Consider the following 23,791-nt stretch of genomic DNA (forward strand, 5'->3'; position numbering starts at 1 on the left):
CAGTGACAGGAGGGCGTCCAGGGCGGCTTGCCATTCCGGGACCGCCTTGTCGACCAGCGGGAGGATGAGGGCGTCGATGATCTCGTCGCTGACCGGCTCGCCGGCCCCCATCACCCGGCGCAGGTCGGCCAGGGCCCGCTCGGCGGCGGGCAGGCGGGGCCGGTCACCGCTACCGGGCAGCTCGATGGTGGCCGTGGCGAAGCCATCCGCCGCGGAGTGCCGGGCTCGGGCTGGGCGTTGGCGGCCCGCCCCGCGGAAGGCCCTCCCCGCGGAAGAGCGAGCGGTGTCAGAAGGGCTTGGTCGGCAGGTATTTGCCGTCAAGGGTGATTACCGCGCGCTCGCCGCCCTCGGGATCGGCGACCTTCTTCACGTCCAGCCTGAAGTTGATCGCGGAGATGATGCCGTCACCGAACTGCTCGTGGACCAGTGCCTTGAGGGTGGTGCCATAGACCTGGAGCATCTCGTAGAAGCGGTAGATCGTCGGGTCGGTGGGGATGCCGCCGGGGATCGAGCCACGGATGGGGATGGTCTGGAGCAGCGTCACCGCGTCCGCGTCCAGTTCCAGCAGCTCTGCGACGGCCCTCGCCGCCTTCTCCGGCAGAGCGTGCTGGCCGAGCAGGGCGGCAGTGGTGAAAGCCGCCGACAGGCCGGAGACCTCGGCGATCCGTTCCCAGGTGAGGTCTTTGCGGGTCTTGGCTTCGACGGCCTTGACGGCGAGGTCTTGGCGGGCGGCGGGGTCACATTGTGCGTGGGCCATGGGGTGGCTGTCCTTTCGGGGGTGTCGGGGGTGTATGCCGTGCGTGCTCGCGCGACGACGGCCTAGTGAGAGATGGCTCGTGCCGCCGGGGGGTGGCGCGGGAAGTGGGGGTGGTCAGGTGGCGAGGGCGGTGGGGCGGGCGATGGAGTCGACTGTTCCGACGCTGCCGGTGGGGATGTCGTAAACCCAGCCGTGCAGGGTGACCGTCTGGTGCGCCAGTGCGCGGGCGACGCAGGGGTGGGTGGCCAAGTTGGCGAGTTGGGCGCGTACGTTCTGCCGTACCAGTGCGTCTACGTCGTCGGCGGCTGCGGTGTGGGCCCGGGAGGCGTCCGCGTGTTGCAGCCAGCCGGCGACCGCCGGAGTGCCGGACAGGTCGTGGTCCTGGGCGAGGGCGGTCATCGCGCCGCACGCCGAGTGCCCGCAGACCACGATGTTCTTCACGCCCAGTACGGCGATGGCGTACTCGATGCTCGCCGTGACCCCGTCGAAACCCGGGCCGTGGGCGGGCACCAGGTTGCCGGCGGTACGGATCACGAAAAGCTCACCCGGCTCGCTGGCGCAGATCAGCTCCGGGACGACACGGGCGTCCGAGCAGCTGATGAACAGCGTATGCGGGGCGTGATGGCCGCCAAGGTGGGCGAACAGGCCCTTCTTGGCGGGGAAGACCTCCCGCTGGAACCGTGCGACGCCCTCAGCGAGGTCATGCATGGGTCACTCCCTTTCGGTGGTGCCGCCCTTATCGGGCTGGCGGAATCCACCCTGCATGACCATTGCCTATAGAGTCCAAGACTCGATATCCATAGGGCCTATAGCTTGCATCTATAGTCGGTCTCATGGCCCCGGAACTGCGTCACCTGCGCTACCTGCTCGCCGTCGCCGAGAACGGCACCTTCACCCGTGCCGCCGAGGAGCTGCACGTCTCCCAACCCACCCTCTCCCAGCAGATCAAGCAGCTGGAGCGGATCCTGGGCGTACAACTGCTGGACCGCACCGGCCGTACCGTGCGCCTGACCGACGCCGGCGCGGCGTACGTCCACCACGCCCGCCACGCCCTGCGCGACCTCGCCGCCGCCGAACGCGCCGTCCACGACGTGCACGACCTCAGCCGCGGCCACTTGCGCCTGGCGGTCACCCCGACCTTCACCGCCTACCTCACCGGCCCGCTCGCCGCCGAACTGCGAACCCGCCATCCCGGGATCGCCCTGACCTTGCGGGAGATGTCCCAGGACCGCATCGAAAGCGGTCTGCTCACCGACGAGATCGACCTCGGCATCGCCTTCACCGGCACCCACCAGCCCGGCATCACCGCCACCGAACTGTTCACCGAAACACTCACCCTCGTCACCAGCACCCGCCATTCCGCCGAGCACGAACTCCCCCTGCCTGTCGGCGACCTCACCGAACGCCACCTGGCCTTGCTGAGCGGCGACTTCGCCACCCGCGGCCACATCGACGCCTACTTCAAACGGCACGGCGTCAGTCCGCGCATCGCAGTGGAGGCCAACTCCATCCAGGCCCTCACCGAGATCGTCCAGCGCACCACACTGGCCACCGTGCTCCCCGACGCCATCACCCACGGCCATCCGCACCTCACACCCTGTCCCCTCGACCCACCCCTGCCCACCCGCACCGTCGCCCTCCTCACCCGCACCGACGCCTACCAAAGCGCCGCCACACATGCCTTCACCCGCCTCACCCACGACCTCATCCGCACCCGCCTCGCCTGAGCACGCGTCACCCCCGCCTGACCATGCGCTACCGGTGCCAAGCAGCCACTGCGCTGCTCGGCCCCACGGCGCGGGGCGGCCCACACGCACGGGAAGGGCACCTCGTACGAGAGGAGCGGGTTCCTCGGGGACTCCAGCTCCACGACCGCGGGCGTCACGGTCGCCAGGGGCCCCTCGCCACCGAGCTGTTCGACTCGCGGGGCCAGGTGCACGACCGCCGCGTCCTTCGCCCGGTCCAGGACCGCCGCCGCGAGGCGTTCCGCCTCGGTCTGCGGCAGGCACGGCAGCAGGGCCGCGTCGTCCAGGGGGTGGGCCGGTGCCGCCTGGTGCAGCGCCGCGGCCAGTTAACCGGCGAATTCCGTCGGATCCCGCTAGACGAGGACGCCCGTGGTCGCGGTGCACGCGGTGCCGCGTGATAGAGCGCACCCGTTCGCGCGAGGCCGAGACCGGCGCCCCGGTCCGCATCGGCGGCCACGACCAGTTTCGAACAGCCCGGGCCTTGCAGCCGGACGTCGCCGCGGTTGCGGTACTAGTCCACGACGTCCTGACCGCCGTACATAAGGGCCGGTCCGAGCGCTCGATGATCAGATCCGCCGTCGCGTGGTCCCAGGGCACCACGACCAGCTGCGTCGGCGGCACCCCTGCCTGCCGCAGCGCGGTGACGAGGCGGAAGGGGGTGAGCAGGTCCCGGGTGGAGGGGCGGATGACGACCCGGTAGCCGAGCGCGAGGGCCTCCAGCCACATGGCGTGCACCCCCGGGCTGTTGCCGGCCGCGTGCACGGCGAAGACGTCTCCGGTGGGGCACCACGCGGCGCCTGCCGACGGCGCGGTGGGCACGGGGGTGCCGACCGCGCAGGGTCTCGGTGATGAGCCGGTCGCACTCGCGCACGACGGTGACGGGTGCGTGCGCCCGTCAGCGCCGCCGTCCGCCGCTCGTGGGCTGCCAGGTCGTCTCCCAGGATCTCCTGGGCCTCGAGGACGTCGGCTGCCTTCCTGAGCACCTCCGCCATGTCCGCGACGGGCAGGGGCGCGCTCGCGCGCAGCTGGTCGATCCAGTGGGAGACGACCAGGCCGGGGACTGACGCCAGTTCGAGGGCCGGGCTGCCCGAAGCGTCCGGCATGGTGGTGCGGTTGCGGGTCCGGTAGGCCCGGTCGGGATGGGCAGCCCCTGTTCGGCGATCTCCAGCATGAGCGTCCGCGCCGTACGCAGCCCGTGGTTGACGTCGAGGCTGCCGTCGAGAGCCGGGTCGGTGAGCAGTCCAGCCGACCGCGGCCCGGGGCTGCTCCACGTACACCCGAATGACGACCGCCAGGTCGCCGGCGGCGAGGTCGGCGGCCAGCTCACCGAGCGACTTCGCGTACGCCAGACCGGCGTTCACGTCGTGGATCGAGCACGGCCCGACCACGACGAGCAGCCGGTCGTCGTCGCCGCTCAGCACGCGGTGGGTCAGCAGGCGGCCGTCGCTCACCGAACGGGCCGCGGCTCGGCTCAGCGGCAGCTCGCTCATGAGCCCGTGGGGGGGGTGGTCGCCGCGTGCGTACGGCCTGCGCCCTGCTCTGCCGATACCGCGGTGGCGTTCGCTGAATTGCACGGCGGTGACACGTGCCGGTTCTCCCGTATTGCGGTGCGAAATCCGTATCCCGGCGCGAAATCCGTGTTCCGGCGCGAAGAACGAATCCGCCCGTCCACCCAGGAAAATTACCTCCTGGACGGACGGGCGGATCGGGTGTGTGCGGGCGGGCGGCGCGCCCGCTACAGCTCGGCCCCTTCCTGCCGCTCGGCCCCCTCGGGCGGCGCCGCCTCCTCGGGGCTCGCCATGTCGAGGAGCAGCATCGCGTCGTGGTCCGGGGTGCCGGGCGGGGCCTGGTAGGTGACGAGGCGCTGACCGTCCGTGCGGGAGATCGTCATCACCTCGAAGGAGAGGCAGAGCGAGCCGACCTCCGGGTGCCGGAAGTGCTTCTCGCCGCCGCCGCGCTCCTTCACGTCGTACCGCTCCCAGAGCCGGGCGAACTCCGGGCTCTTCACCACGAGTTCGCCGACGAGCTGGGCCAGTTCCGGCATGTCCGGGTCGGCGCCGGCCACCGCGCGCAGGTGGCCCGCGCTGTGCGCCGCCATCTCCTCCCAGTCGCGGTACAGCTTGCGGCCCATGGGGTGCAGGAACATGTAGCGCGTGATGTTGCGGCGCTCCCACGGCCAGTCCGTGATGCCGGAGAAAAGACGCAGACCGGGCCGGTTGGCGGCCAGTACGTCGTTGGTGCGGCTGACGACGTACGCCGGGGCGGGGCGCACCGTCTCCAGCAGGACGCGCAACGACTCCCGCACCGTCCGCGCCGGTCCCGGGGACGGCGTCGGCGGCTGACCCGCGGCGAGCGCCACCAGCTCGTGCAGCCGGTGCAGCGCGTCGTCGGAGAGCTGGAGCGCCTCGCCGACCGCGGCGACCACGGCTGGTGAGGGCCGCGTCTCGCGGCCGCGCTCCAGACGCGTGTAGTAGTCGACACTCACCCCGGCGAGGGTCGCCAGTTCCTCGCGGCGCAGCCCCGGGGTGCGGCGGACGCCCGTGCCGGCCCGCAGGCCCACGTCCTGGGGGCGCACCTGCCCGCGGCGGGCGCGGAGGAAGCGGCCCAGTTCCGTACCTTCGCTCATCCGTTCATTCTCGCAAGGCGTGTCGCGCGCAGGGAGGCCGTATCAGGGCCAGGCACAGCACTCCCCCGCACAGCTCGGCCTGCCAGGAGGCGCTCGGGCAGGGCACGTTGCTTGACGTATTCCCAGCGACACCGCGGTGAGGAGCAGTGCACCATGCGTACGAGGCAGTCCGGCGCGAACACGGCAGCTGAGGCGGGCGAATCCCCTGAGGACGGCCCGGGGCGGCCGGGTTCCCCTCGCGCGGCTCTGGTCGCCGCCGTCCTCGGCTTCTTCGTGATCACGATCGATGTGTCCGGCGTCAACGTCACGTTGCCCACCATGCGGGCCGACCTCGGCGGCTCGATGTCCGGTCTCCAATGGGTCGTCGACAGCTACACGCTGATGTTCGCGGCGCTGATGCTCTCCGCCGGCGCGTTCTCGGACGCGGTGGGGGCGCGGCGCGCGTACGGCTGGGGGCTCGGCGTCTTCACTCTCGCCTCGCTGGCCTGCGGGGCGGCGCCGACGCTCGGGGTGCTGATCGCGGCCCGCGTGGTGCAGGTCAGCGCGGCGGCGGTCATGGTGCCCTCCTCGCTGGCACTGATCCGGCAGGTGTTCTCCGATCCTGACGAGCGGGCGCGTGGCATCGCGCTGTGGACGGTCGGCGGCGCGGTTGCCATCGCCGCGGGGCCCGTCCTGGGCGGCCTGCTCACCACGGAGTGGAGCTGGCGCGCCGTGTTCTGCCTCAACGTGCCCACCGGGATCATCGGGTTCCTGGCTCTGATGCGGGCGACGCGCTCCCCGCGCCACTCCGTCGCGTTCGATTTGCCGGGACAGGTGACCGCCATGCTGTCGCTGGCCGCGCTGACCTTCGCCGTGATCGAGGGCGGGCACGACGGGTTCACCGACACCGTCCTTGCCGCGACCGTGATCGCGGTGCTGTCCGCGACCGGTTTCGTGGCCATCGAGGCCCGGCGGCGCAATCCGATGCTGCCGCTGGAGCTGTTCCGACTGCGCGGCGTGACCGTACCGGTGATCTCGGGCTTCGCCCTCAACGCCGCCTTTTACGGCGGGGTGTTCGTGCTGAGTCTCTTCTTCCAGGAACAGCGGGGACAGTCGGCGCTCTCGGCCGGCCTGATGTTCGTGCCGATGGCGCTGATCACCGCCAATGTCAACTATCTCTCGCCGCGGGCGGTCACCCGCTTCGGCCGACGGCCCGTGGTCATCGCCGGACTGCTGATCGTCGCGCTGGGCTGCGGCTTGCTGCTCCCCATCGACCCCGGCACGCCGCCGTGGGCGACGGCCCTGCTGATGATCCCGCTGGGCATCGGGGGCTCCCTTGCCATGCCGGCGCTGACCTCCCTGATGCTGGACAGCGTCGCCGCGGAGCGGGCCGGCACGGCGGCGGCGCTGCTCAACACCAGTCGCCAGACGGGCGGAGCCGTGAGCATCGCCGCCTTCGGCGCGCTCCTCGCCGGGGACTTCTTGTCGGGCATGAGGGAGAGCCTGCTGAGCGCCGCTTGCCTGCTGGTGGTCATGGCCCTTGGCGCGGGGGCGCTGCTGCCCCGGCGCTGAGGCCGTCCGGGGCGGCGACGCCCGCGGTCGCCGTTGTCTCCCAGCGGCCGGACTCCCCCGGCCGGCCGCTGGGGGATGAGTCGCGTCGCCGGGGTGGTGGCCGCCGCGACGGAGCGGTCGACCTGGGCGGGGACGAGCGGTTGCAGCACTGCGTACTCGTACTCACCGACCTTGATCCGGCTGCTCGGGTTGCGGGAGATCGGCCCGTTCCACTGGCCCATGTGAACAGCGAGCGCAGGGCGACAAGTTGCTTGGTGACGCTGGGGGCCGTGCAGTGTCTTGATGTAGGTGAGGACGTCATCGCCGGTCACTTCCCGCAGGTGGTCGTAGCGGTTCGACCATTCCAGCAGGGCCGGGCGGCCTCGGTTGAGGTAGAGCCAGACCGTGCCGTCCTCGGACCGCGACCGGGCTTCGGTCACCTTCTGGATCTCGTCCGGAGCCCCAAGCGGGTGCGCGTCGTCCGGTACGCCTCTCACCTGGTGGATTCCCCGGCAGCTACCCGATGAGGTCTTCAACGAACTGTTCGCGAGGGGCCCTCGGACATGCCCGTTTGTCCACGACTCAACGGTAGGTCACATCCGCCGCCGAGGACGTCATCGAAGGTAGGGGGCACGGACAGCAGCGGCCTGGTGTCCGGCGGAAGGTGTGAACGTCCCCTAGTTCAGTCAACACGCCGGAAGTCGACTCCTTCGCCGAGCTGCACGATGGTCGACCAGTGGGGAGGGACTCACCCGGCATCCGCTCGGAAACCGAGCGCTGGACCCCGTCCTGCACGAGGGCGGCCCCCGCAGCCTCCCGCAGCGGGAGGCAAAGCAGCTGGTTCTTCTTGATCCACTCGCAGCTGGCCAGGGTGTGGACGATCGCCGCGTCTATGTTCGGGTTGGCGTCAAAGTCGAACGCCCGAAGTGACTTCTCCCGCGGCCAGACGGGTTCGCCTGGCCGCGGCTCTTCCAGCAACAGATGCACGGGCTGGTGCCCACCGGCCCGGATGTCCCGCTGTGGTGGACGCTGCGAAGGCTTTTCCGCGCACTCAACTACCACGCGGCGTGGGCGCTGTTCGTCCGAACGAACATTGCGCTTCGGGCTCTGCGCGGCCATCGTCGACCGCCTCGCCTTTAAGACGGCACCATCATCGAGACCGGCACCGACTCCCACCGCCTCGCCACCACCCGAGCCCGAGCCGAAAAGGCCGCCACGGCCAGCTGAAAGGCCTTGAAGGAACTCCCTCTCTTGTCTCCACGGGTAGCAGGTCAGCGCGGCATCGCTTGCCACCCGTGCGGGGCATCAAGACCCAATAGACTGCCCCAGCACACTGAGCAATTGAAGGCAGACGGCGGGGGGAGCACGTGGAACTGACAGAGCGCGAGCTGACCAACCCTTGGGAAGGCGTTCTGATTTCTCCCGCTGCTGGCGCTGACGTCGGCGTTCTGGTCTTGGCGGGCTCCAGCGGACGCATCGAACGTGAGAGAGCGCGCATCCTTGCCGAGCAAGGCATTGCCACCTTGGCGATCCGCTGGTTCGGTGGGCCCGGACAGTCTCCGGGAATCTGCGAAGTCCCCTTGGAAACCTTCATCGACGCCGTCGATCTCCTCCATGCCGGCGGGGCGCGCCGCATCGGCATCCTCGGCGTCTCCAAAGGGGCTGAAGCAGCTCTGCTCACCGCAGTGCACGACCCGCGCGTGGACGTGGTGATTGCGCTGTCGCCGACCTCGCGGGTCTGGTGCAACGTCGGACCAGGCCGCGACGGCGAACGGCTGCCCTACCGATCGTCCTGGACATGGCGGGAGCAGCCACTTCCCTTCGTGCCGATGGACGATTCCTGGACGGCTACACAACCGACTAGCGGTCCGGTGGCGATCCGCGGATGGTACGAACTCAGCGAGACTACCTTCAACCATCTGGTTCCTTCAGCGGAGATACCTGTTGAGAAGGCCCAGGCTGATCTGCTGCTTGTCGCGGGAGGCGACGACGCGATGTGGCCGTCCCTGCCCTTCGCCGAACAGTTGGCGCAACGCCGACGGTCGGCCGGCGCCCAGGTGGAGCTGATCGCCCGCCACGATGCCGGCCACCGACCACGACTTCCGGGCGAAAGCCGGGCCTCAGCCTCCCCCCACTTCCAATACGGCGGCACACCCGAAGCTGACGCACTCCTGGGCGCGGCTGCCTGGCCACACATCCTCAACGCTCTTGGCACCGGAGGCTGACAGACGGGCCTCTTTGCCCTTCTGACACCGGACGGTCCGGGCTCGACGGGCCGCCGCCCTACAGGCGGCGGCCCGTCACATGGACTGACATCGTTTCTCGCGAACATTCACGAGACCCCGGCCGGGACTCGCTGCCCAATTGACTAAACAAACGCTGCTGCCGAAAGTGAACGAAGCCAGCGAGTCGAGTTCCACGGCGCCTTCCTCGCGTTGGCCCGCAGCATTGTCTGCTGGAGGCGACTCAAGAATGCCAGATCATGATCGCGTCACGAGATGTCTGGTCTGATCCGCATTGGCCTGGCCTCGTCATGGTCCAAGGCGGCGAAAGGCGGTCCCGGCTGTGCTCCATCCCCGGCTCGAAGTACTCGACGCACTCTCCGTCGCGCCAGTACTGGAAGGCGTCGATTCCCTCCGTGGTCGCCCCACTGTGCGTCTCCGTTCCCCGAGGCAACTCCGCAGCGAGACCATCTCGTCATCTGGTTCCCGGTACGGGGCCGACCCGGGCCAGGCACGTCTACTCGACTGGGACGCGGCCTTGGACTTGGTCTCGGGCGAAGCTTCGATGCCCGCCCATGGTCCGGGGACATGTATGACGAAGGCAGCATCCGACCGCAGCCACGGCGAGACGTCAACGGCCAAGACCAGGCGCCCGTCGGGGAACGGGGCAGCGGAAGCCCGGCCAGCAGCGAAGGCAACCGGTCAGCGTCGCCCTTGGTTCAATCCGTCGTACATCGCTCCATGTCCGCGGCGGTGCTCGGGCAGCAGCGTCAGCTTGACCGCCGGCACCGCACCCGGCGCACACAGCACCGCGTCTGCCAGCTCGGACAACTCGTCGCGACGTCCGGTCAGACACGCGTAAAACTCGTCCCGGAAACGTGACGCTTTCCTATCGCGGCTTCAGGCAGCAGACCCACCCTCACGGCCCTCGTCTCGTTCCGTGCCTCCTGATCGGAGTGCATGATCAGACGAAAGGCGCCTCAGCCGCGGGAGAATGCCCAGGTGAGCGGCGTAGTTGGAGGACCATTTCGACACAAGAAGGTCGAATACGGTCCGCTCCGCGGGTGCAGTCGATGAGTTCGGGCCGCGATAGGAGTCCGATGGAGGACACCCGATATCTGGAGGCTGACCTGTGGCTGAACCACACGTTCTGGAGACCCGGAAAGATTTGGAAAGGGCGATCCACGTCGAGCGGTCCGCGCTCGCTCAAGACCTCGACGAACTCAGCGAGGCCCAGTGGGCGAAAGCATCACTGTGTGAACGCTGGACCGTGGAGGAGGTCGTAGCCCATCTGACGGCAGGTGCCAGCACCAGGATGTGGCGCTGGCTGCTGAGCATGCTGGCTGCGCGGTTCGACCCCGATCTGCACAACGACCGACGGCTTGCAAAGCACCGCGGTGCTACACCAGAAGAGACCTTGCGGCGATTTCGCGCAGTTGTCGCCGGGCCCGCCGGGCCGACAGGACATACAGCGGCCTGGTTGGGCGAGATCGTCGTCCACAGCGAGGACATCCGTCGGCCATTGGGTCTTGTGCGGACACCCCCAGTAGCCACGACGACCGCCGTGGCCCGGTTCTTCGCCAGCCGCGATTTCACCGTCCCGAGCAAGGCCGCGATCGCGGGTCTGCGGCTCGAGGCTACGGACGGACCGTTCACCACCGGCTCGGGGGAACTAGTCCGGGGGCCGACTCTGTCGCTGGTGATGGGGATGGCAGGCCGTGCAGCGGCCTGCGAGGACCTTGAGGGTGACGGTGCCGCAATCCTGCGCGCCCGACTGCGCTGAGGTTAAAGCACAAGCTCAGCGGCCGGCCTCGCGGCCGCGGTGCGGTCCGGGCTCCTGCGGGCGGTGCGCCTGCTGGTCGTCCGGGCGCACCGGGCGCGTTACGTCGGCGTCGTGCTGGCCGGTGTGGCGGTCCGCGCGGACGCGGGAGTCGTCGGCCATCTTGGTGGCCATCTCTAGGATGCGGCGCAGTCGGTCGGCTGTGAGATCGAGGGCTTCCACGTCCGTGCGGGGCTCCCGCAGGGCCCGCAGCGCCGTCATGTCCAGCGCCTCGCGGCGGCCGGCGGCCGGGCTTGTGTTCCTGGTCGTTGTGCTCGGGGTCGGCCGGCTCGGGCGCGAGCAGCTGCTCGGGCATCGCCATCTGCTGGTGGGCGACGACGTCGTATGCCGCCGCGCGGCGGCGGTGGTGCGCGGCTTCTCCCGCGCCACCGCACCGGCGAGGACGGCACGGTCGTACTGGAGCGGGATGCGGGGCATCTCCCCCTCCCCCGCGTCCTGGCCCGGCGGCCGGAGCACAGCCGGCTCGCCGGGATCGGTCGGGGCTGCCGGTCCAGGTCGGGCGCGGGAGTGGGTGGGTGGGGCCGGGCGGGGAGGTCAGCCAGGTCCCACCGGGCTGTATAGAGGCGGTAGCCGGCCTCCAGGCCGCGCACGGGCTTCGGTTCGCTGATGTCCAGGCAGTGGGTGGAGATGGCGGCGGCCACGATTCTGTCGTCCAGGCGGGGTCGCGGGGGCGGCCGCGCAGGACGAGGGCGAGGTGGCGGGGGGCTTCGGCGAGCAGGTGCCGGCGGTGGAAACGCCCGCCCTCGTTCATCACGAACACCGTCGCAGTGACGTCGACGGCCGCCAGCGCGATGTCGACCACGGCGGCGACCCGGGCCCGGATCGCCGCCGCCGCGGCGCGCGCGTAGTCGAGAAGGGAGGTGATGAGGTCGGCGGCCACCCCGGAGGTGAGGATCGCGCTCGCCTTCCACCACGCGCGCAGTTGCGCGAGCGGCCGGGCCGTCTGCTTCGGCGGACGAGTCCTGCGGGGGGCGATCTGGTTGATCTTGGCGCGGGCCCGCTCGGAGACCACGGGCAGGAACTTCAGCTCGCCGTCGTCGTCGACAGCGGTGACGTACTCGTGCTCCAGCTCCGCCAGGCAGGCGGCGATCTGGTCGCTGCGCCGGGCCGTCCTGCGGATCAGCTCGTGCGGTACCCCGGCAATTTCCATCACCGGTCGGCGCCCGGGGTGGCGGTGCGCGGTTCGGTCGCCAGCCCTAGTTCTTCGCAGACCTCTGCGGCCACGAGTTCGTTGTAGAGCGCGGAGGCGGCGACGGTGTTCACGTACAGGGCCGTGGTGTGGTTCGAGCCCCACGTCCCGTCCAAGCGCTGCCCCTTCACCGGCAGCAGCAGATGGTCATGCAGCAGCGGTCGGCCAGAGCGAGCCTCGTAGTGGCGGAAGCGTGCGGCGAGCAGACCGCCGGGCGGCTGGACCTGGTAGATGCCGTCCTTGCCGTACCGGATCACCGCCTCCTCGTCCTGGATCCACTCCAGCACCCGCTCGATCGCGTACTCGTGTGCGGCCTCGAGCACCCGCCGCGTCTCGTCATCCCCAGCGCCCACTGGAGGTAGATCGTCGGCTGCGGCCAGAACACGAACTCCACGCCTGTGACCGTCACCCGGCGTCCGAGGGCGCCGGCCTTGAACGCCTTCTTCGCCGACTCACCCCCTTGGCGAGCCGGTCGGCCTCGATCCGGTCCGCGTACGGATGGCGGCCCCGCTCGCCGAACAGGTTCCGCAGCTGCGCCTCGGTGACTTCCTCACCCGGCGTCAGTCCGAGCGCGGCCAGGCCGTGGCCCAGCCATCGCCCCGCCGGGACACCGGCCTGCTCCTGGGCGGCGCGCAGCGGCGTGCGCGCCGGGCGGCGGCCGTCACCGACAACGGTCTCGCGCAGGTAGTAGCAGTACGTCTGACCGTCCCGCATAACCCTGATATCCACTGTCATGCAGACCACGCCACACGGCTCCGACCTGCAAGAAGAGGCCGATCAGCGGTACGTCCCGCCAGGCGGGAGCAGCGGTCGGACCTTCTTCTCAGGTGCCCGCCGGACGGGAAGCAGCACCGGGCCGGACGCGAATGTCATCGCTCTCTGGCAGCACGCACACGACACGGCCGGCCTGGGCGAGCGCCACGGCAAACGGCAGCTCTTGGTCGGCGGGACCGCTGAGCCGGACAGGAGCTGGAAGGTCCCACGGCGCGGAAGACAGGGTGCTTGGATGACACCATGTTGCTCGCTGGTGAGTGGTACGCCTCAGAGGTCTTTTGGGCTGCCGTCGGCGGCCTTGCAACGCTCGTGACGGGGTCGGTCGCCGCCGTGATAGCGCACCGGGTCGGCACTCCGAAGCGGCGTCTCGCCTTCGGCATCTACCGCACCACGCGGCTGCTTTCCGAAGCGACGGGAAGGGTTCCAGAACTCGAAGTCCACCACCACGGAAGGTTGGTGGGAGCCCCGTACCTTGTCGAGTTCCACCTGGTCGTGAGCGGGCGGCACGACATACCCAGCAGCAGCTACGACGCGGGAATGCCGGTGACGTTCGACATGGGGGTGCCGATCCTGCAAGTGCTGGAGGCGGACACGTATCCGTCGACGAACCCACCGCCCCGCACGGAGACGGAGGCCACCGCCCTCAAGGTGGGCCCGAGCTTGATGAAGCGCCGGCAGAGAACCACCTACACAGTGCTGGTCGACGGCATGCCTCATCTGTCCGCTTCAGTACCGCTGGAAGGGGTGGACCTGCTGCGCCTGCCCACATCCCACGAAGAGGAAGTCGACCGTGACCTCGCCGAAATGTACGGACTCTTGACCCGTTTCGGCGGTCTCCCCGGTATCGCCCCTCTGGTTCACCTGGCGTTGTCAACGGTGCGGCGCCGCCGCAGACACCCGTGAGCCAGTCTCGTGAGGCTTTTGGTTGGCCGATGCCCGCTTCGGCGGATTGGCCGTCTACCGCTCCTATTTGGGGCCTGTCGCCCTCGCCGAGCGGCCCATAGTCTGCGTCGGTCAGCACCACCTGGCCGAGCAGCTGGTGCAACTCCTACCGGCGAGAAGTCGGCGAGTGCGCGGCGTGCCGACCGGTCGGGCATCCAGCTGCCGGTACACGTCAGGCCATCGCTCGGAGAGGGCCCAGCCCAAAGGGCACAGTCCGGCCGGCGTCGATGCGGAGTTTCCGGATACAGGTGTGTCGCTGGTGCCTCGTTCAAAACTTCGTTTGGGCGGCCTCGTTGCCTGCACCGGTCCCACCGTCTGAGTCGGTGTACCTGACCTGCCCGGGCGGTTCCTGCATGGGGTTCGGAACGGCGCCTTGAGTGCCACGCTTCCGCTTTGGCTTTGGGCGATGCGCTTCCTCGCCATCTCATGGACGGTCGCGTCCGCGCCGCTCTCACCGCGGGTGGCCTGTGCTTTTTGCACCGACTCCTTCAGGGCGCCCCCATGAGGCCCACGCGAAGACCGGCGGCAAGAAGCTGCCCGCGGCACAGCAGAATCGGCGCATGCCTGGTGACGAAGCAGCAGCGCTGCCAGCGATCTGGCAACTGCCCTTCGAGTTGGCGTGGGAGGCGTTTAGGGCAGGCAGCCGGCCTATCGGAGCCGTGTTGCTCAACGCTGATGGTGAGATGGTGGCCAGCGGGCGGAACCGCAGCCAGGAGGCAGTTGCCCCACCAGGGCAGCTTGCTGGGGCAGCTATTGCCCACGCGGAGATCAATGTGCTGGCGTCGCACACGGTGGCTTGACGGCCGTACGAGCCCGCCGGGCACGAGAAGAAGACAACCGTGTAGAAGCCAGGACGCCTGTCGGGCATGCCGAGCTGGATGCCGGGTCGATGGAGGACGCGTACGCGCCCGCGCGGGTCTGCTCGCGTAGCCGGGTGTGGTCGCGGTGAGCGCGTCCTGCCGGCCCAGGTGGCGTGGTGGAAGGCGAGCGCGACGTCGAGGGTAGGGGGTGAGGCCGGCGGCGTCCCTGAGAGCCTGGTTGGAATGCCATCTTGCCGGGCGATCCCGTCGTCGAGCGTGCTTCCCGTCGAAGGTGAGGGCTCCGCCGGACCTGATCCAGGCGTTTGGGTGCCGGGTTGCGGCAACTGAGTACGAACCAAGGTGCAGGCGAGTATCTGCACCCATGCCACTGGAGGGCGTGCGGGGCGAGGATCGTGCACACCGATCACGGAAGGAATCAACGATGAACCCCGGCACCTACGCGCGCTTGTACGGCCCTGCTCAGCCCGCACCACGCTCCGGGCACACCGGCCTGGTCGTGGCGGCAGGTGTGCTGTGGGCGCTCACTCTGGCCTCGCTGGCCTGGATCACGCTGCTCGTGGGGCTGGTCGCACTCTGGGGTGCGGCGGAGGGCGCGGACGCCGGCGCCTTGATCTTGCAGTACGTGGCGATCGTCGCCGGTGCTGCCACGGCCTTGACTGCCCTGATGTTCGCCCCCGGCATCCGCCGTCGGTCCTGGGCAAGCCGCCTATTCCTGGCCGGTGTTGTGGCATGCCCGGTAACCACCGGCTTCGCGTTGTGGTCCTGGTCCTACACCGGCTAACTCCCTGCCGCCGGACAGCGTACTGGCGGAGACACAGCCCAAGGTCGTTGATGTCACTGTGCCGGAACCTGGCCCGAGCCCGTTGTTAACAGTGGCCGGTGCGTGGCATTGGCTGGTCGGAGCCGTGACGAGCGCGGCCGTCCCCGTCCTCGTTGCCGCAGGCGCTGCCGCCCTCGCGCTACGACGGCGGTCATCCCGGAACTCCGAGCGTGCGCCCAGGACCCGCCGGCGGAATCCGGGAGCGGTGCGCACCGCGCGATGCCGCCGAAGGCGCAGGGAGCGGCGGCATCACCGCAAGCACCTGGGGCCGCCTGCTGGCCCACGTCCAGCAGCACTGCGACGCCATCGGCACCGTGGACTGGACCATCGTGTGCGTCTCGGTCCGCAAGATCCGGGCCTACCTGCGCCGCCGCCGCGGCATCACCTGCACCATCTCGGAACGCATCGACCAAATCAACGAAACGCCTCCGCCGAGGCGAGAGCCGCTGCCGCCTCGACCGCAGCGCCTACCGGCGACGCAACGTCATCGAGCGCTGCTTCAGCCAGCTCAAACAGAACCGGGCCCTGGCCACCCGTAACGACAAACGCGCCCACCACTACCAAGCCATGGTTACCCTCGCCTGCCTCCGACTCCGGCTCTCATGACTTTCCAGACACGCCCTAGCCACCACTGCCGGGCGGCACCACGACGCCTCCTCCACCGCCGGCTCCTCCACGTCAACTGCGTGCCCCCGATGTGTACGAGCCGGGTTATTCACAGGCCGACGCACCCTCGGCGAACCACGCCTCTACCGTGCAGCCCCAAATCGGTTTCGGTCAGGGTACTTGAGTGCCTGTCACGCCTGTGCCATGGAGTTGAGGAGGGCCCGGCCTGCGGGGCTGAGTGCATGCAGCGCTCGCTTGCCTGCCTTGGTGAGGGAGGTCAGACCAGCCGTACGCAGAACGCTGGCGTGCTCGCCGGCACTGGCGAGGGAGATGCCTGCCCCGGTTGCGAGCTGGGCGGTGGAACATCCGGGGCGATCCGCTATGACACAGAGCACCGTGGCCCGGGTCCGTCCGAGCAACGCGCACAGGGAGGCTGGAACATCAGCCAAGGCATCCGGCGCACGTCGGCCCCGGCTACCGTACGTCTGCGTCGGGTGCATCGGGTGCGTCGGGGACCGTTGCCTGGCCGGTGGTCGTTCTCATTCGCCAGGGTCACCAACCGCTTATCTGCGGCGGCCAGTTGAGAAAAAATACCGGGTACCCCTCGAACAGGCGGGCCGCCCCACAGTGCCCGCCTCACCCTCCCCCGCTGCGCTGCTGCCGGTGACCGTCGAACTGCACCGGCCCACCGGCGGCTGCTTCGAAGCCCTCACCTACGTCATCTCCACCGCCTCCGTCATCGCGATCCGCACCGGCGGCGCAAACATCACCCTCAAAGAACTCGACGTCGCCACAGCCCAGCTCGGCCCCTGAAGCGAACCCTGGGCCCGCACCGGCCGACCGGCCGGGCCGGCGTTCACACCCGTAACTGCCGTGTAGCCAGAGCCCGCCCACCGCGCACTGTCCAACCCTGCACCGTCCGCCGCCTTGCCTCGGCCGGTGACCGGCATCATCGGCCCGCTCGTAGCTCCGGGTCAGGCGTCCCGTGTAATCCCCACGCCTGGGCGCGCCTGTCACAGGCGGGGCAGGGCGGAGCGATTCTGGACGGTGATGTGGAGGGCGTGGAGTGGCTGGGTGCGGGTCGGGCGGATGACTTCGAACCAGTCGGCGCCCTCTTTCAGGTGGTGGGCGATGCTCCGGTAGTAGCGCCACTCGAATCCGACACCTGTCTGCCACACCTTGTCGCTGTAGCGGCTTCCGATGACCGGATCGCCGTGGAGGTAGACGGAGTCGAGAGGCCGGGCGTTGGCTTCCAGATGGGCAAGGACGGCTGCCGCGGCGCGGCGCAGCGGGCTGGTGTCGCTCCAACGGGTGAGGGCTTCGAGGGCTGCGGGATGGGCAGGTTCGGCGTCGGGGAGCTGCAATTGGCGAATGGTGGCGGCCTTGCGGTCGACCAGGGCGGTGAGATCAATGCGGACCGGGCGCGGGACCCAGCGGTCGATGCCGTCGAAGGCCTCGATCATGTAGTCGCGGGGTGCGCGGCCTGCTGCGGGGTCCGGGGTGATGGCAGCGAGCCGGGTGCGGGCGGCATCGACGGGTTCGCCCCGTGTCCACAGCAGGGTCAGCTCGAACCCTTCCTCTTCGAGGGTGTTTCGTTCACCGAAGTGGATCTGGAGGCCGCGACTGTTGCCCTTCAGCGCGCGCTTCATCGAGGCGGAAGGGTCACGGCCATAGGACAGGGCGTGGACGAACTCGGAGACGAGACGGTCGTCCCTGCGGTGCTCCACGACCACGTCGACGTCCGAGGGGTTCAGTGCGCCACGTACGTAGGATCCGAAGACGAGGATCTCGTCGACGAGGTCCAGCGGCCAGCCTCCCTCCTCCAGCCGGTCGAGCATGTCGTTCAGGAGCGTGGTGGCGCGCTCGCGTTTCACGGAAGACCTCCGCTGGTCGGTCCGGGTGCCGATGCACCTGGGTCTGCGGTACAGCCGGGCTACCGCGAGGCGCTCGGCCAAGGGTGTAGGTGTGGTGCGTCTTACAAGGTGATCAGCAGTGAGATCACCGGCTGCGAGATGGCCCGCGGGATGCAGGCGGGAGCGGTGCGGCCCGCCTGGGTGCAGGTCAGGGTCAGGAGTTGGAGGTAGCCGAGGGAGACCGGCTGTCTGGGGAGCTTGCCCGTTGCTTGTTCGAAGCGCTGGAGTGTGGCGGGCTTGATGCCCAGGCCGGCGGCGTCGTGCAGGTCGAGTCCTGCGGCTTCGCGTGCTTCCTGGAGGGTTTCGGCGTTGTCGTGCCAGACCTGCGGCGCGGTCTCGGCGGTGTCCCGGGCCACGGCTGTCCGGGCCGCGGCAAGGGCGGAGTGGATCCGGTCGATACGGGGGCTGAGCAGGAACCGGGCGAGCCGGGCAGCGTCGGCCGCGTGGTCGACGTCCTCATTTGAGGATCGGGAGGCCTCTTCGTACACACGGCCTCGGGCTCTGGCACAGTCCTCGCGTTCGCCGGATTCGTCGCCGAGCGTGCGGTGGCGGTCGTTGGTGCAGGCCAGCGTGGTGTCCTACGTGAGGTCCATGTCGCGGTCCCCTTCGCTCTCGATCCTGTCGGTGACGTCCCGGGCCTGCTGGCGTTCCTGTGAGGAAAGGACGCTCGCGAGTGCTTCTGCGGCCGCCTGGGCTTCGGCCCGGTCGGCGCGCTCGAAGCTGCCGCCCCGAGCGCCGGATGCGTCTTCTCCTCCGCCTTCTGGAAGGCCACGTCGATGGCTTCGACAGGGTGCGGGCTCCAGGTGTGCATCATCGGGATGATTTCCTGCAAGGCGCGTTGGGTGGCCGGATCCGTTTCCGGCGCGGTATCGCTGCTGTGGTGTCGCCGGGTTCCGCTCATCCAGTCGGTGAAGGTCCCGGGCCTGCGGGCGTCGGGCGGTTGTGCGTTCGCGAACCGGTCCGCCGCCCTCACGACGCAGGCGTGTGCGTGCTGGATGGCGGTGTACCAGCCGTACAGCGCCTCGCGGTAGTCATCGACGTGCCGGTCCTCGGCGAAGGTGCCGTTCTGCGTACGGCAAGGCTGCGGGCATTCAGCCGCATTCACCCGGTATACGGGGGCACAGGTCTCGGGGAACACCGGCAGAGCGGCGTTCAAGTGCTCGTATTTGGGGCCTCGGTTACGGCGCTTTTCGAGCCCGTGGTCAAGGAAGACCTGGAAGTGAGGTTCCTCGTGCCAGTGGGCCGCGGCGCTGCGGACACGGACATCACCCTGCCACGCCCCGGGCGCCATGACCTCCCGCAGAGGCGAGGCCACGTCACGGCGCAGGCCCGCACCCCAGGTGATGAGAACCGGCAGGCACTGAGGATCGTCCTTCAGCGCGGACATCACCAGACCGATGTCATCGTGACGGCGAAGATAGTGCTGGAACACGAATGCCCCCTAAATGCAGCAGCCCCCAACTGCCTCCGCACCATGGCATGGAGGCAGTTCCCCCATCCTGCACGAGGGCTATGACATCCGCCCCGCACTCCGGCAGATGGGGTCACCTAAGTGGCGCGTGGGCGCGGAAGCCTGGAACCATCCCGTGAACTATTCATCCGCAGGTCACTACAGCACCCATACCGTCAAGGCGATATGCGCTCGAACGCGGCCACCCTGGTGGCCAGTCGTGGCACGCCGACGGGCCGTCTGCCCGGTCCGCACAACCCTCGCGCCCGGATAGCGAGAAGATCACCGAAACGGCCTCAAAGCGGCAGCACAACCGGCGATGACCGCTACCGGACGGCTGCCGGGCGTCATCTCTCTCCCCCCCGCCGCCCAACCGAGCCGAGGGGGCACCCTCCTCCATGAACAGGAGGGCGTAGAGGGTGTCGGCCGCGACGATGTGGGTCCTCAGCGAGTGCGCCAGCAGGCTGCCCCCCCCCCTCCCCTCGTACGGCCGCCGGGCGTGGATCGACACGACCGCGTGAGCGTGGAGCAGCGGCCTCGATCCTTGGCCCGGCAGGGCCCGCCCCCGTCGGCTGAGCCGCAACCGGGCGAGGCGAAAGTCGTGCGGCACGCGGGGTGTCGGCCTCGGATGAGGGCCTCTGGTGCGGGGCCGTGAGGGGGAGGTTTCTCCAATGACGGTCTGTGGGTGGGCGCGGCCGCCTCGTCCTCACAGGATGGGTGGGGGCACGTGGTGGTTTCTGGTGACTGTCTGGAAGCACAACCGCACGAACTGCTGCCCACCGCCGAGGAAGAACCACACGCCGACTGCTCATCGCCCACCCGCACATGCGCGTCATGGTGATGACGATGTCCGAGGACGACGACACCTCCTGGCGGCGATGCGTGCCGGTGCTCACGGCTATCTCCTGAAGGGGGCTCTGCGTGAGGAGGTCCTGCACGCCCTGCACACGGTCGCGCGGGGCGGCGCGGTCTTCAGTCCGCAGATGGCCGAGCGGCTGAGCGCGCTTTTCGCTGCTTTCGGCAGCACACCGGCGAAGGAGGCGTTCCCGACCCTCACGGCCCGAGAACGCGAGATCCTCGATCTGCTCGCGGCCGGCCTCACCTACCGGCAGATCGCGCAGCGATTCTGCGTCGTGGAGAAGACCGTGCGCAATCACGTCGGTGCCATCTTCTCCAAGCTTCAGGTCCACGACCGTGCCGCGGCGGTCGTCCGGGCCCGCGACGCGGGCCTTGGACCGCAGCCGCGGTGAACACCCGGTATCCGGGGGCACCTTGCGACCGGCCGACCAACGTCGACCCCGCCCCGGAGCGAGCTGGTGGCGCCCGGAGTCTCACAGTTGCTACCACTCCATCGTTCAACGTATCGTTTCTCGATAACATCGATAAACGATACGGGGGCCGTCATGGCTAAGGTGCGCAATCCGCTGGAACCGATGTCCACGGCCGTCAGGGCCGTCGTGACACTGGTCGCGGTCCTGCTCGGGGCCGGGCTGCTCGGCCTCCTGTTCTCCGACAGAGTGCAGGTCTTCGGCATCGGCGACACGTCGATCTGCGCCGAGGACTCGAGCATGTCGGTCGGCGTCGGCGAGGGACCGAAGTGGGAAGTCGAACCCGCGCCGGGGGCAACGGTCGACCTGGACGCTCAGCCGAACTACTGCACCACGGAGGCCAGTACGACCCAGAGCCTGCTCAACACGACCACGAAGCTTGTTCCCTTCGTCTTCAGCACCGGAGCGCTCCTGCTCGTACTCCAGCTGATCCGAAGCGCCGAGCGTGAGGGCCTCTACACCGTGCGGACCGCAGAGCGGCTGCGCAAGCTGGGCTGGTGGCTGCTGGCCGGCAGTACGCTCTCCGCGATCGCCGACTCCACGGCCAAGGCGGCACTCGTCGCTTCCCTGAGCCGCGACAGCGAGGTCAGTGCCCTCTCGGGACTGTTGACGTGGGACATTCCCTACATGGCTATCTTCACCGGTCTCGGCGTCCTGTCCTTCGCCCGGGTCATGCGTGTGGGCATCACCATGCGCGAAGACCTCGAGGGAACCGTGTAATGCCCGAGGAGAAACAGGAGCACTCGATCGAGGTCCACCTCGACCGGCTGCTCCAGGAGCGCGGGATGACCTTGGCGGAACTCGCCGAACGGGTCGGCGTCACCCACGTCAATCTGTCGATCCTCAAGAACGGCCGGGCCAGGGCCATACGGTTCAGCACCCTGACCCGCCTGTGCGAGGTACTGGGGTGCCAGCCGGGTGACCTTCTCAGCCACCGGCCGCGCTGAGTTCAAGTGTCCTGGGTGGTCCTGCGGGGTGGGACGCCTCATCTGATACGTCGTCGAGAGCGGCGGGGCCTGCGTCAGTGGCCGGTCGGCCTGGTGCTGGCCTCAGCCTTCACCTTCGCGGTCATAGTGGTGGCCGGAGCGGGGCGCTGGTCGCCCTGATGGTGGCCTGCCGCCGCCAGCGGGGGGGGAAGAGGCCGGTGCGCTGCGGGAGACCACCGGGCTGCACACCGAGCGCTCTACCTCCGCCGTCTTGCAGCGCGTGGCCCCCAAGCAGAGCTGAATTAGCTGCGCAGCGGCATGCCGCCCTTGCAGCAGGAAATCGCTCCGGCCCGCGGACCGTACCTGATGTGCAACTTGCCACCATATCTGCGGGGCGCGCACTCGAGGGGACCCCAAGCTCTCCCCTGACCAACCAATGTGTCTCGTCGGCAGGACACCCAGCGCAAAATACGCCACAGTAGTGCCGCCACCCCACAGGAGACACCCTGTCTGCTGACACAGCATCAACCTCCCCCTGTCCCGCGGCCCGTGCCACCCGCCGTGCCCCGGCGGGCCCGCAGGCTCCTCTTCTTCCGGAGATCCCTCATGAACCGTGACCTGCTGATGTCCAGTGCTGCCCATTTCCGTATCGACTACGAGATCAACCCCTATATGGATATGAGCTGCCAGCCCGACGCCAAGGCAGCCTTGGCCGAGCACGAGGCAATCTCCGCCGCGCACCGAGCAGCCGGACGCACCGTCCGCATCATGGAGTCAGCTCCCGAGTGCCCCGATATGGTCTACACGGCCAACGGCGCGTTCGTCTGCGACCAGCGCGCGTTACTGGGCGCCCCGCCGGCCGCCCGCCAGCAGGAGATCCCCTACTTCCGCGCCGCGCTCAAGGAGAGCGAGTTCGAGGTCTACGACGCGCCCTACTCCTTCAGCGGCCAAGGTGACGCGCTGGCCTGCGGCCAGTTCCTGCTCGCCGGATACGGGCGCCGCACCGACCGGCGCATACACGCCTTCCTCGCCGAGCTGTTCGGCCACGAGACAGTACCCCTGCGGACCGCGAGCGATCAGTGGTACGACCTTGACCTGGCCGTCGCGGTCATCGACACGCGCACCCTCGCCTACCACCCGCAGGCGCTGACGGCCTCAAGCCACGGCCGGTTACGCGACCTGGGCCTGGACCTCATCGAGGTCGATGCGCAAGAAGCCCGCGCGTTCGCCCTCAACCTCATCAGCGACGGCGCGACGGTCACCATGACCGCCGGCGCCCCCAGACTCGCTGCCACCCTGCGCGAACGCGGCCTGTCCGTAACCGAACTCGACACCACCCAACTCCGCAAAGGCGGTGGCGGCATACGCTGCACCGCCCTCACCCTCGACAACCCGACCCCCGCCCCCATCTCGCCGCTGCGGTAGGGATGAGGTCAGGTGTCCAGGCACTGCGCGACCAACAGCCGGGCCGGACTGGCGCCTCGGGGTGAGCGGTAGCCGCCATCCACCCAGACCTTGCGTAGCCGGGGATGGTCGGCGGCGGCCTGGTCGAGGAGGACGCGGCCGGCAGTGGAGTCCTGGACCCCGGCCGCGGTGACCAGCACCGCCAGGAGCAGGCCCAGGGTGTCGGTGATGATGCTGCGCTTGCGGCCTACGATCTCTTGCCCGCGTCGATGCCCTGGCTCCTGGCGGGGATGCTCGTGGAGGTCTTGATGCTCTGCGCGTCGATCACGCAGGCCGACGGCTCCGGGTTGCGCCCTTCTTGCCGTGTCGTGCGGGAGATACGCCCACTGGACCCCGGTGCGGTCCACATAGAGGATCGCGTTCATGATCTCGCGCAGGTCGTGCCGGGCCGGACGCGCGAAGCCCAGGGCCCGCCCGTGTCGCTCGTAGCGCCAGGCGGACAGTACCGGTTCGATCAACTCCCAGCGGGCATCGGACAGATCGCTCGGATACACAGACGTTCTGTCCTGCCCTTAGGCGTACCGCCGATTGAGGGCGCACGCCCAGGCGCATGCTCCTCCTCGCCGAAGCGCGGAACAGATGCGGGCGTCCTGGAGTGAGACAGGCGCAAGCTGCCGCCTGCCCCAGAGGCCACATCATCCGCCTCAGCAAGCACGTCCAGCCCCGATGACCCACCCGCACCACGTCATCAGCAAGTGCAATAGAGGGGATACCGCCGCGCTACAGATGAAAACGACCTCTCAGCTTGTCATTTAACGACCGGCGTCGAACGCGACTAGAACTTGATCAGCGTTTTCGCAGTTCGGCGGACGTGTAGGCGGCCTTCGTCTGATCCTGT

General features: G+C 69.1%; 20 protein-coding genes and 7 pseudogenes. 14 read left to right on the forward strand and 13 right to left on the reverse strand.

The annotated features are described in order from the left end of the window. The 3 genes and pseudogenes from IG54_RS43270 to IG54_RS0134435 form a co-directional block, all read right to left on the reverse strand. Positions 1-231, reverse strand: a pseudogene (locus IG54_RS43270) (alpha/beta hydrolase); the annotation flags it as partial. A gap of 55 nt (positions 232-286) precedes the next feature. Next, positions 287-757: a cyanase gene (cynS, locus tag IG54_RS0134430; RefSeq protein WP_030794100.1), complete on the reverse strand. Its 471-nt coding sequence runs from the start codon at positions 755-757 to the stop codon at positions 287-289. A 114-nt stretch (positions 758-871) separates the two neighbouring features. After that, positions 872-1,465: a carbonic anhydrase gene (locus IG54_RS0134435; RefSeq protein ID WP_030794102.1), complete on the reverse strand. Its 594-nt coding sequence runs from the start codon at positions 1,463-1,465 to the stop codon at positions 872-874. A gap of 125 nt (positions 1,466-1,590) precedes the next feature. Here IG54_RS0134435 and cynR point away from each other — a divergent pair, with 125 nt between their 5' ends. Both cynR and IG54_RS43275 read left to right on the forward strand, forming a co-directional pair. Next, the gene (cynR, locus tag IG54_RS0134440; RefSeq protein WP_030794105.1) at positions 1,591-2,484 is read left to right on the forward strand and encodes a transcriptional regulator CynR; all 894 of its coding nucleotides are present in this window, start codon (positions 1,591-1,593) and stop codon (positions 2,482-2,484) included. Between the two features lie 866 nt (positions 2,485-3,350). Continuing rightward, the gene (locus tag IG54_RS43275) at positions 3,351-3,566 is read left to right on the forward strand and encodes a hypothetical protein (RefSeq protein WP_234336453.1); all 216 of its coding nucleotides are present in this window, start codon (positions 3,351-3,353) and stop codon (positions 3,564-3,566) included. A 189-nt stretch (positions 3,567-3,755) separates the two neighbouring features. On the opposite strand, the pseudogene IG54_RS43920 reads toward IG54_RS43275, so the two are convergent. Both IG54_RS43920 and IG54_RS0134460 read right to left on the reverse strand, forming a co-directional pair. Then, positions 3,756-3,992, reverse strand: a pseudogene (locus IG54_RS43920) (3-deoxy-7-phosphoheptulonate synthase); the annotation flags it as partial. Positions 3,993-4,237: 245 nt separating this feature from the next. Further along, positions 4,238-5,128: a helix-turn-helix transcriptional regulator gene (locus tag IG54_RS0134460; RefSeq protein ID WP_030794117.1), complete on the reverse strand. Its 891-nt coding sequence runs from the start codon at positions 5,126-5,128 to the stop codon at positions 4,238-4,240. Between the two features lie 153 nt (positions 5,129-5,281). Here IG54_RS0134460 and IG54_RS0134465 point away from each other — a divergent pair, with 153 nt between their 5' ends. After that, complete coding sequence (locus tag IG54_RS0134465) at positions 5,282-6,679, forward strand: MFS transporter (RefSeq protein ID WP_030794120.1); 1,398 nt, start codon at positions 5,282-5,284, stop codon at positions 6,677-6,679. A gap of 804 nt (positions 6,680-7,483) precedes the next feature. Here the strand turns inward: IG54_RS0134465 and IG54_RS43925 are convergent. Continuing rightward, a pseudogene (locus IG54_RS43925) lies at positions 7,484-7,720 on the reverse strand (hypothetical protein); the annotation flags it as partial. A 43-nt stretch (positions 7,721-7,763) separates the two neighbouring features. On the opposite strand from IG54_RS43925, the pseudogene IG54_RS43285 reads away from it, so the two are divergent. After that, a pseudogene (locus IG54_RS43285) lies at positions 7,764-7,885 on the forward strand (AAA family ATPase); the annotation flags it as partial. Between the two features lie 140 nt (positions 7,886-8,025). Then, complete coding sequence (locus IG54_RS40910) at positions 8,026-8,883, forward strand: acyl-CoA thioester hydrolase/BAAT C-terminal domain-containing protein (protein WP_078594865.1); 858 nt, start codon at positions 8,026-8,028, stop codon at positions 8,881-8,883. 600 nt (positions 8,884-9,483) lie between these two features. On the opposite strand, the pseudogene IG54_RS43675 reads toward IG54_RS40910, so the two are convergent. Beyond that, a pseudogene (locus tag IG54_RS43675) lies at positions 9,484-9,732 on the reverse strand (transposase); the annotation flags it as partial. A gap of 280 nt (positions 9,733-10,012) precedes the next feature. Between IG54_RS43675 and IG54_RS0134480 the strand changes: the two are divergent. After that, complete coding sequence (locus IG54_RS0134480; RefSeq protein ID WP_234336454.1) at positions 10,013-10,663, forward strand: maleylpyruvate isomerase family mycothiol-dependent enzyme; 651 nt, start codon at positions 10,013-10,015, stop codon at positions 10,661-10,663. Positions 10,664-10,678: 15 nt separating this feature from the next. Here the strand turns inward: IG54_RS0134480 and IG54_RS38605 are convergent, their stop codons facing one another. The 3 genes and pseudogenes from IG54_RS38605 to IG54_RS43520 all read right to left on the reverse strand — a co-directional run bounded on the left by IG54_RS38605 (position 10,679) and on the right by IG54_RS43520 (position 12,644). Next, entirely contained in the window at positions 10,679-11,137 is a 459-nt protein-coding gene (locus IG54_RS38605; RefSeq protein WP_234336455.1) for a hypothetical protein, read from the reverse strand. A gap of 538 nt (positions 11,138-11,675) precedes the next feature. Further along, positions 11,676-12,262: pseudogene (mobF, locus tag IG54_RS43515) on the reverse strand (MobF family relaxase); the annotation flags it as partial. Between the two features lie 52 nt (positions 12,263-12,314). Further along, a complete protein-coding gene (locus tag IG54_RS43520) occupies positions 12,315-12,644 on the reverse strand; it encodes a relaxase domain-containing protein (protein WP_267883683.1) in 330 nt (109 codons plus the stop codon). Positions 12,645-12,911: 267 nt separating this feature from the next. On the opposite strand from IG54_RS43520, the gene IG54_RS0134500 reads away from it, so the two are divergent. The 4 genes and pseudogenes from IG54_RS0134500 to IG54_RS0134510 all read left to right on the forward strand — a co-directional run bounded on the left by IG54_RS0134500 (position 12,912) and on the right by IG54_RS0134510 (position 16,685). Beyond that, complete coding sequence (locus tag IG54_RS0134500; protein WP_030794132.1) at positions 12,912-13,586, forward strand: hypothetical protein; 675 nt, start codon at positions 12,912-12,914, stop codon at positions 13,584-13,586. Between the two features lie 1,281 nt (positions 13,587-14,867). Beyond that, positions 14,868-15,227 (forward strand): hypothetical protein, encoded by a 360-nt coding sequence (locus IG54_RS0134505; RefSeq protein WP_234336456.1) that lies wholly within the window; start codon positions 14,868-14,870, stop codon positions 15,225-15,227. Positions 15,228-15,526: 299 nt separating this feature from the next. Beyond that, positions 15,527-15,872 (forward strand): annotated as a pseudogene (locus tag IG54_RS43930) (hypothetical protein); the annotation flags it as partial. Between the two features lie 663 nt (positions 15,873-16,535). Further along, a complete protein-coding gene (locus tag IG54_RS0134510; RefSeq protein ID WP_199809632.1) occupies positions 16,536-16,685 on the forward strand; it encodes a hypothetical protein in 150 nt (49 codons plus the stop codon). A gap of 200 nt (positions 16,686-16,885) precedes the next feature. Here the strand turns inward: IG54_RS0134510 and IG54_RS0134515 are convergent, their stop codons facing one another. Beyond that, a complete protein-coding gene (locus IG54_RS0134515) occupies positions 16,886-17,746 on the reverse strand; it encodes a nucleotidyltransferase domain-containing protein (protein WP_030794141.1) in 861 nt (286 codons plus the stop codon). A 101-nt stretch (positions 17,747-17,847) separates the two neighbouring features. Next, the gene (locus IG54_RS43300; RefSeq protein ID WP_234336457.1) at positions 17,848-18,273 is read right to left on the reverse strand and encodes a hypothetical protein; all 426 of its coding nucleotides are present in this window, start codon (positions 18,271-18,273) and stop codon (positions 17,848-17,850) included. 1,840 nt (positions 18,274-20,113) lie between these two features. On the opposite strand from IG54_RS43300, the gene IG54_RS38615 reads away from it, so the two are divergent. The 4 genes from IG54_RS38615 (at position 20,114) to IG54_RS0134545 (ending at position 22,914) form a co-directional block, all read left to right on the forward strand. Then, the gene (locus IG54_RS38615; RefSeq protein ID WP_234336458.1) at positions 20,114-20,485 is read left to right on the forward strand and encodes a LuxR C-terminal-related transcriptional regulator; all 372 of its coding nucleotides are present in this window, start codon (positions 20,114-20,116) and stop codon (positions 20,483-20,485) included. A gap of 153 nt (positions 20,486-20,638) precedes the next feature. Next, positions 20,639-21,283, forward strand: coding sequence for a DUF2975 domain-containing protein (locus IG54_RS0134535; protein WP_078594871.1), 645 nt, complete (start codon positions 20,639-20,641; stop codon positions 21,281-21,283). Further along, the gene (locus IG54_RS0134540) at positions 21,283-21,510 is read left to right on the forward strand and encodes a helix-turn-helix domain-containing protein (protein ID WP_030794145.1); all 228 of its coding nucleotides are present in this window, start codon (positions 21,283-21,285) and stop codon (positions 21,508-21,510) included. Before IG54_RS0134535 ends, IG54_RS0134540 begins: the two co-directional genes overlap by 1 nt. A 585-nt stretch (positions 21,511-22,095) precedes the next feature. Next, positions 22,096-22,914, forward strand: coding sequence for a dimethylarginine dimethylaminohydrolase family protein (locus IG54_RS0134545; RefSeq protein ID WP_030794148.1), 819 nt, complete (start codon positions 22,096-22,098; stop codon positions 22,912-22,914). 8 nt (positions 22,915-22,922) lie between these two features. Here IG54_RS0134545 and IG54_RS38620 read toward each other — a convergent pair whose 3' ends face one another. Further along, the gene (locus IG54_RS38620; RefSeq protein ID WP_051820340.1) at positions 22,923-23,447 is read right to left on the reverse strand and encodes an IS5/IS1182 family transposase; all 525 of its coding nucleotides are present in this window, start codon (positions 23,445-23,447) and stop codon (positions 22,923-22,925) included. Positions 23,448-23,791 lie beyond the last annotated feature (344 nt).

Origin of the sequence: Streptomyces sp. NRRL S-920 (assembly GCF_000717945.1) — a bacterium.
Lineage (GTDB): Bacteria > Actinomycetota > Actinomycetes > Streptomycetales > Streptomycetaceae > Streptomyces > Streptomyces alboniger.

Bases quoted from the DNA above. Each gene is read 5' to 3' on its own strand.
- cynS (WP_030794100.1), bottom strand. From the start codon at position 757: ATGGCCCACGCACAATGTGACCCCGCCGCCCGCCAAGACCTCGCCGTC.
- IG54_RS0134435 (WP_030794102.1), bottom strand. From the start codon at position 1,465: ATGCATGACCTCGCTGAGGGCGTCGCACGGTTCCAGCGGGAGGTCTTC.
- cynR (WP_030794105.1), top strand. From the start codon at position 1,591: ATGGCCCCGGAACTGCGTCACCTGCGCTACCTGCTCGCCGTCGCCGAG.
- IG54_RS43275 (WP_234336453.1), top strand. From the start codon at position 3,351: ATGAGCCGGTCGCACTCGCGCACGACGGTGACGGGTGCGTGCGCCCGT.
- IG54_RS0134460 (WP_030794117.1), bottom strand. From the start codon at position 5,128: ATGAGCGAAGGTACGGAACTGGGCCGCTTCCTCCGCGCCCGCCGCGGG.
- IG54_RS0134465 (WP_030794120.1), top strand. From the start codon at position 5,282: ATGCGTACGAGGCAGTCCGGCGCGAACACGGCAGCTGAGGCGGGCGAA.
- IG54_RS38605 (WP_234336455.1), bottom strand. From the start codon at position 11,137: ATGCCCCGCATCCCGCTCCAGTACGACCGTGCCGTCCTCGCCGGTGCG.
- IG54_RS43520 (WP_267883683.1), bottom strand. From the start codon at position 12,644: ATGACAGTGGATATCAGGGTTATGCGGGACGGTCAGACGTACTGCTAC.
- IG54_RS0134505 (WP_234336456.1), top strand. From the start codon at position 14,868: ATGAACCCCGGCACCTACGCGCGCTTGTACGGCCCTGCTCAGCCCGCA.
- IG54_RS38615 (WP_234336458.1), top strand. From the start codon at position 20,114: ATGCGTGCCGGTGCTCACGGCTATCTCCTGAAGGGGGCTCTGCGTGAG.
- IG54_RS0134535 (WP_078594871.1), top strand. From the start codon at position 20,639: ATGGCTAAGGTGCGCAATCCGCTGGAACCGATGTCCACGGCCGTCAGG.
- IG54_RS0134540 (WP_030794145.1), top strand. From the start codon at position 21,283: ATGCCCGAGGAGAAACAGGAGCACTCGATCGAGGTCCACCTCGACCGG.
- IG54_RS0134545 (WP_030794148.1), top strand. From the start codon at position 22,096: ATGAACCGTGACCTGCTGATGTCCAGTGCTGCCCATTTCCGTATCGAC.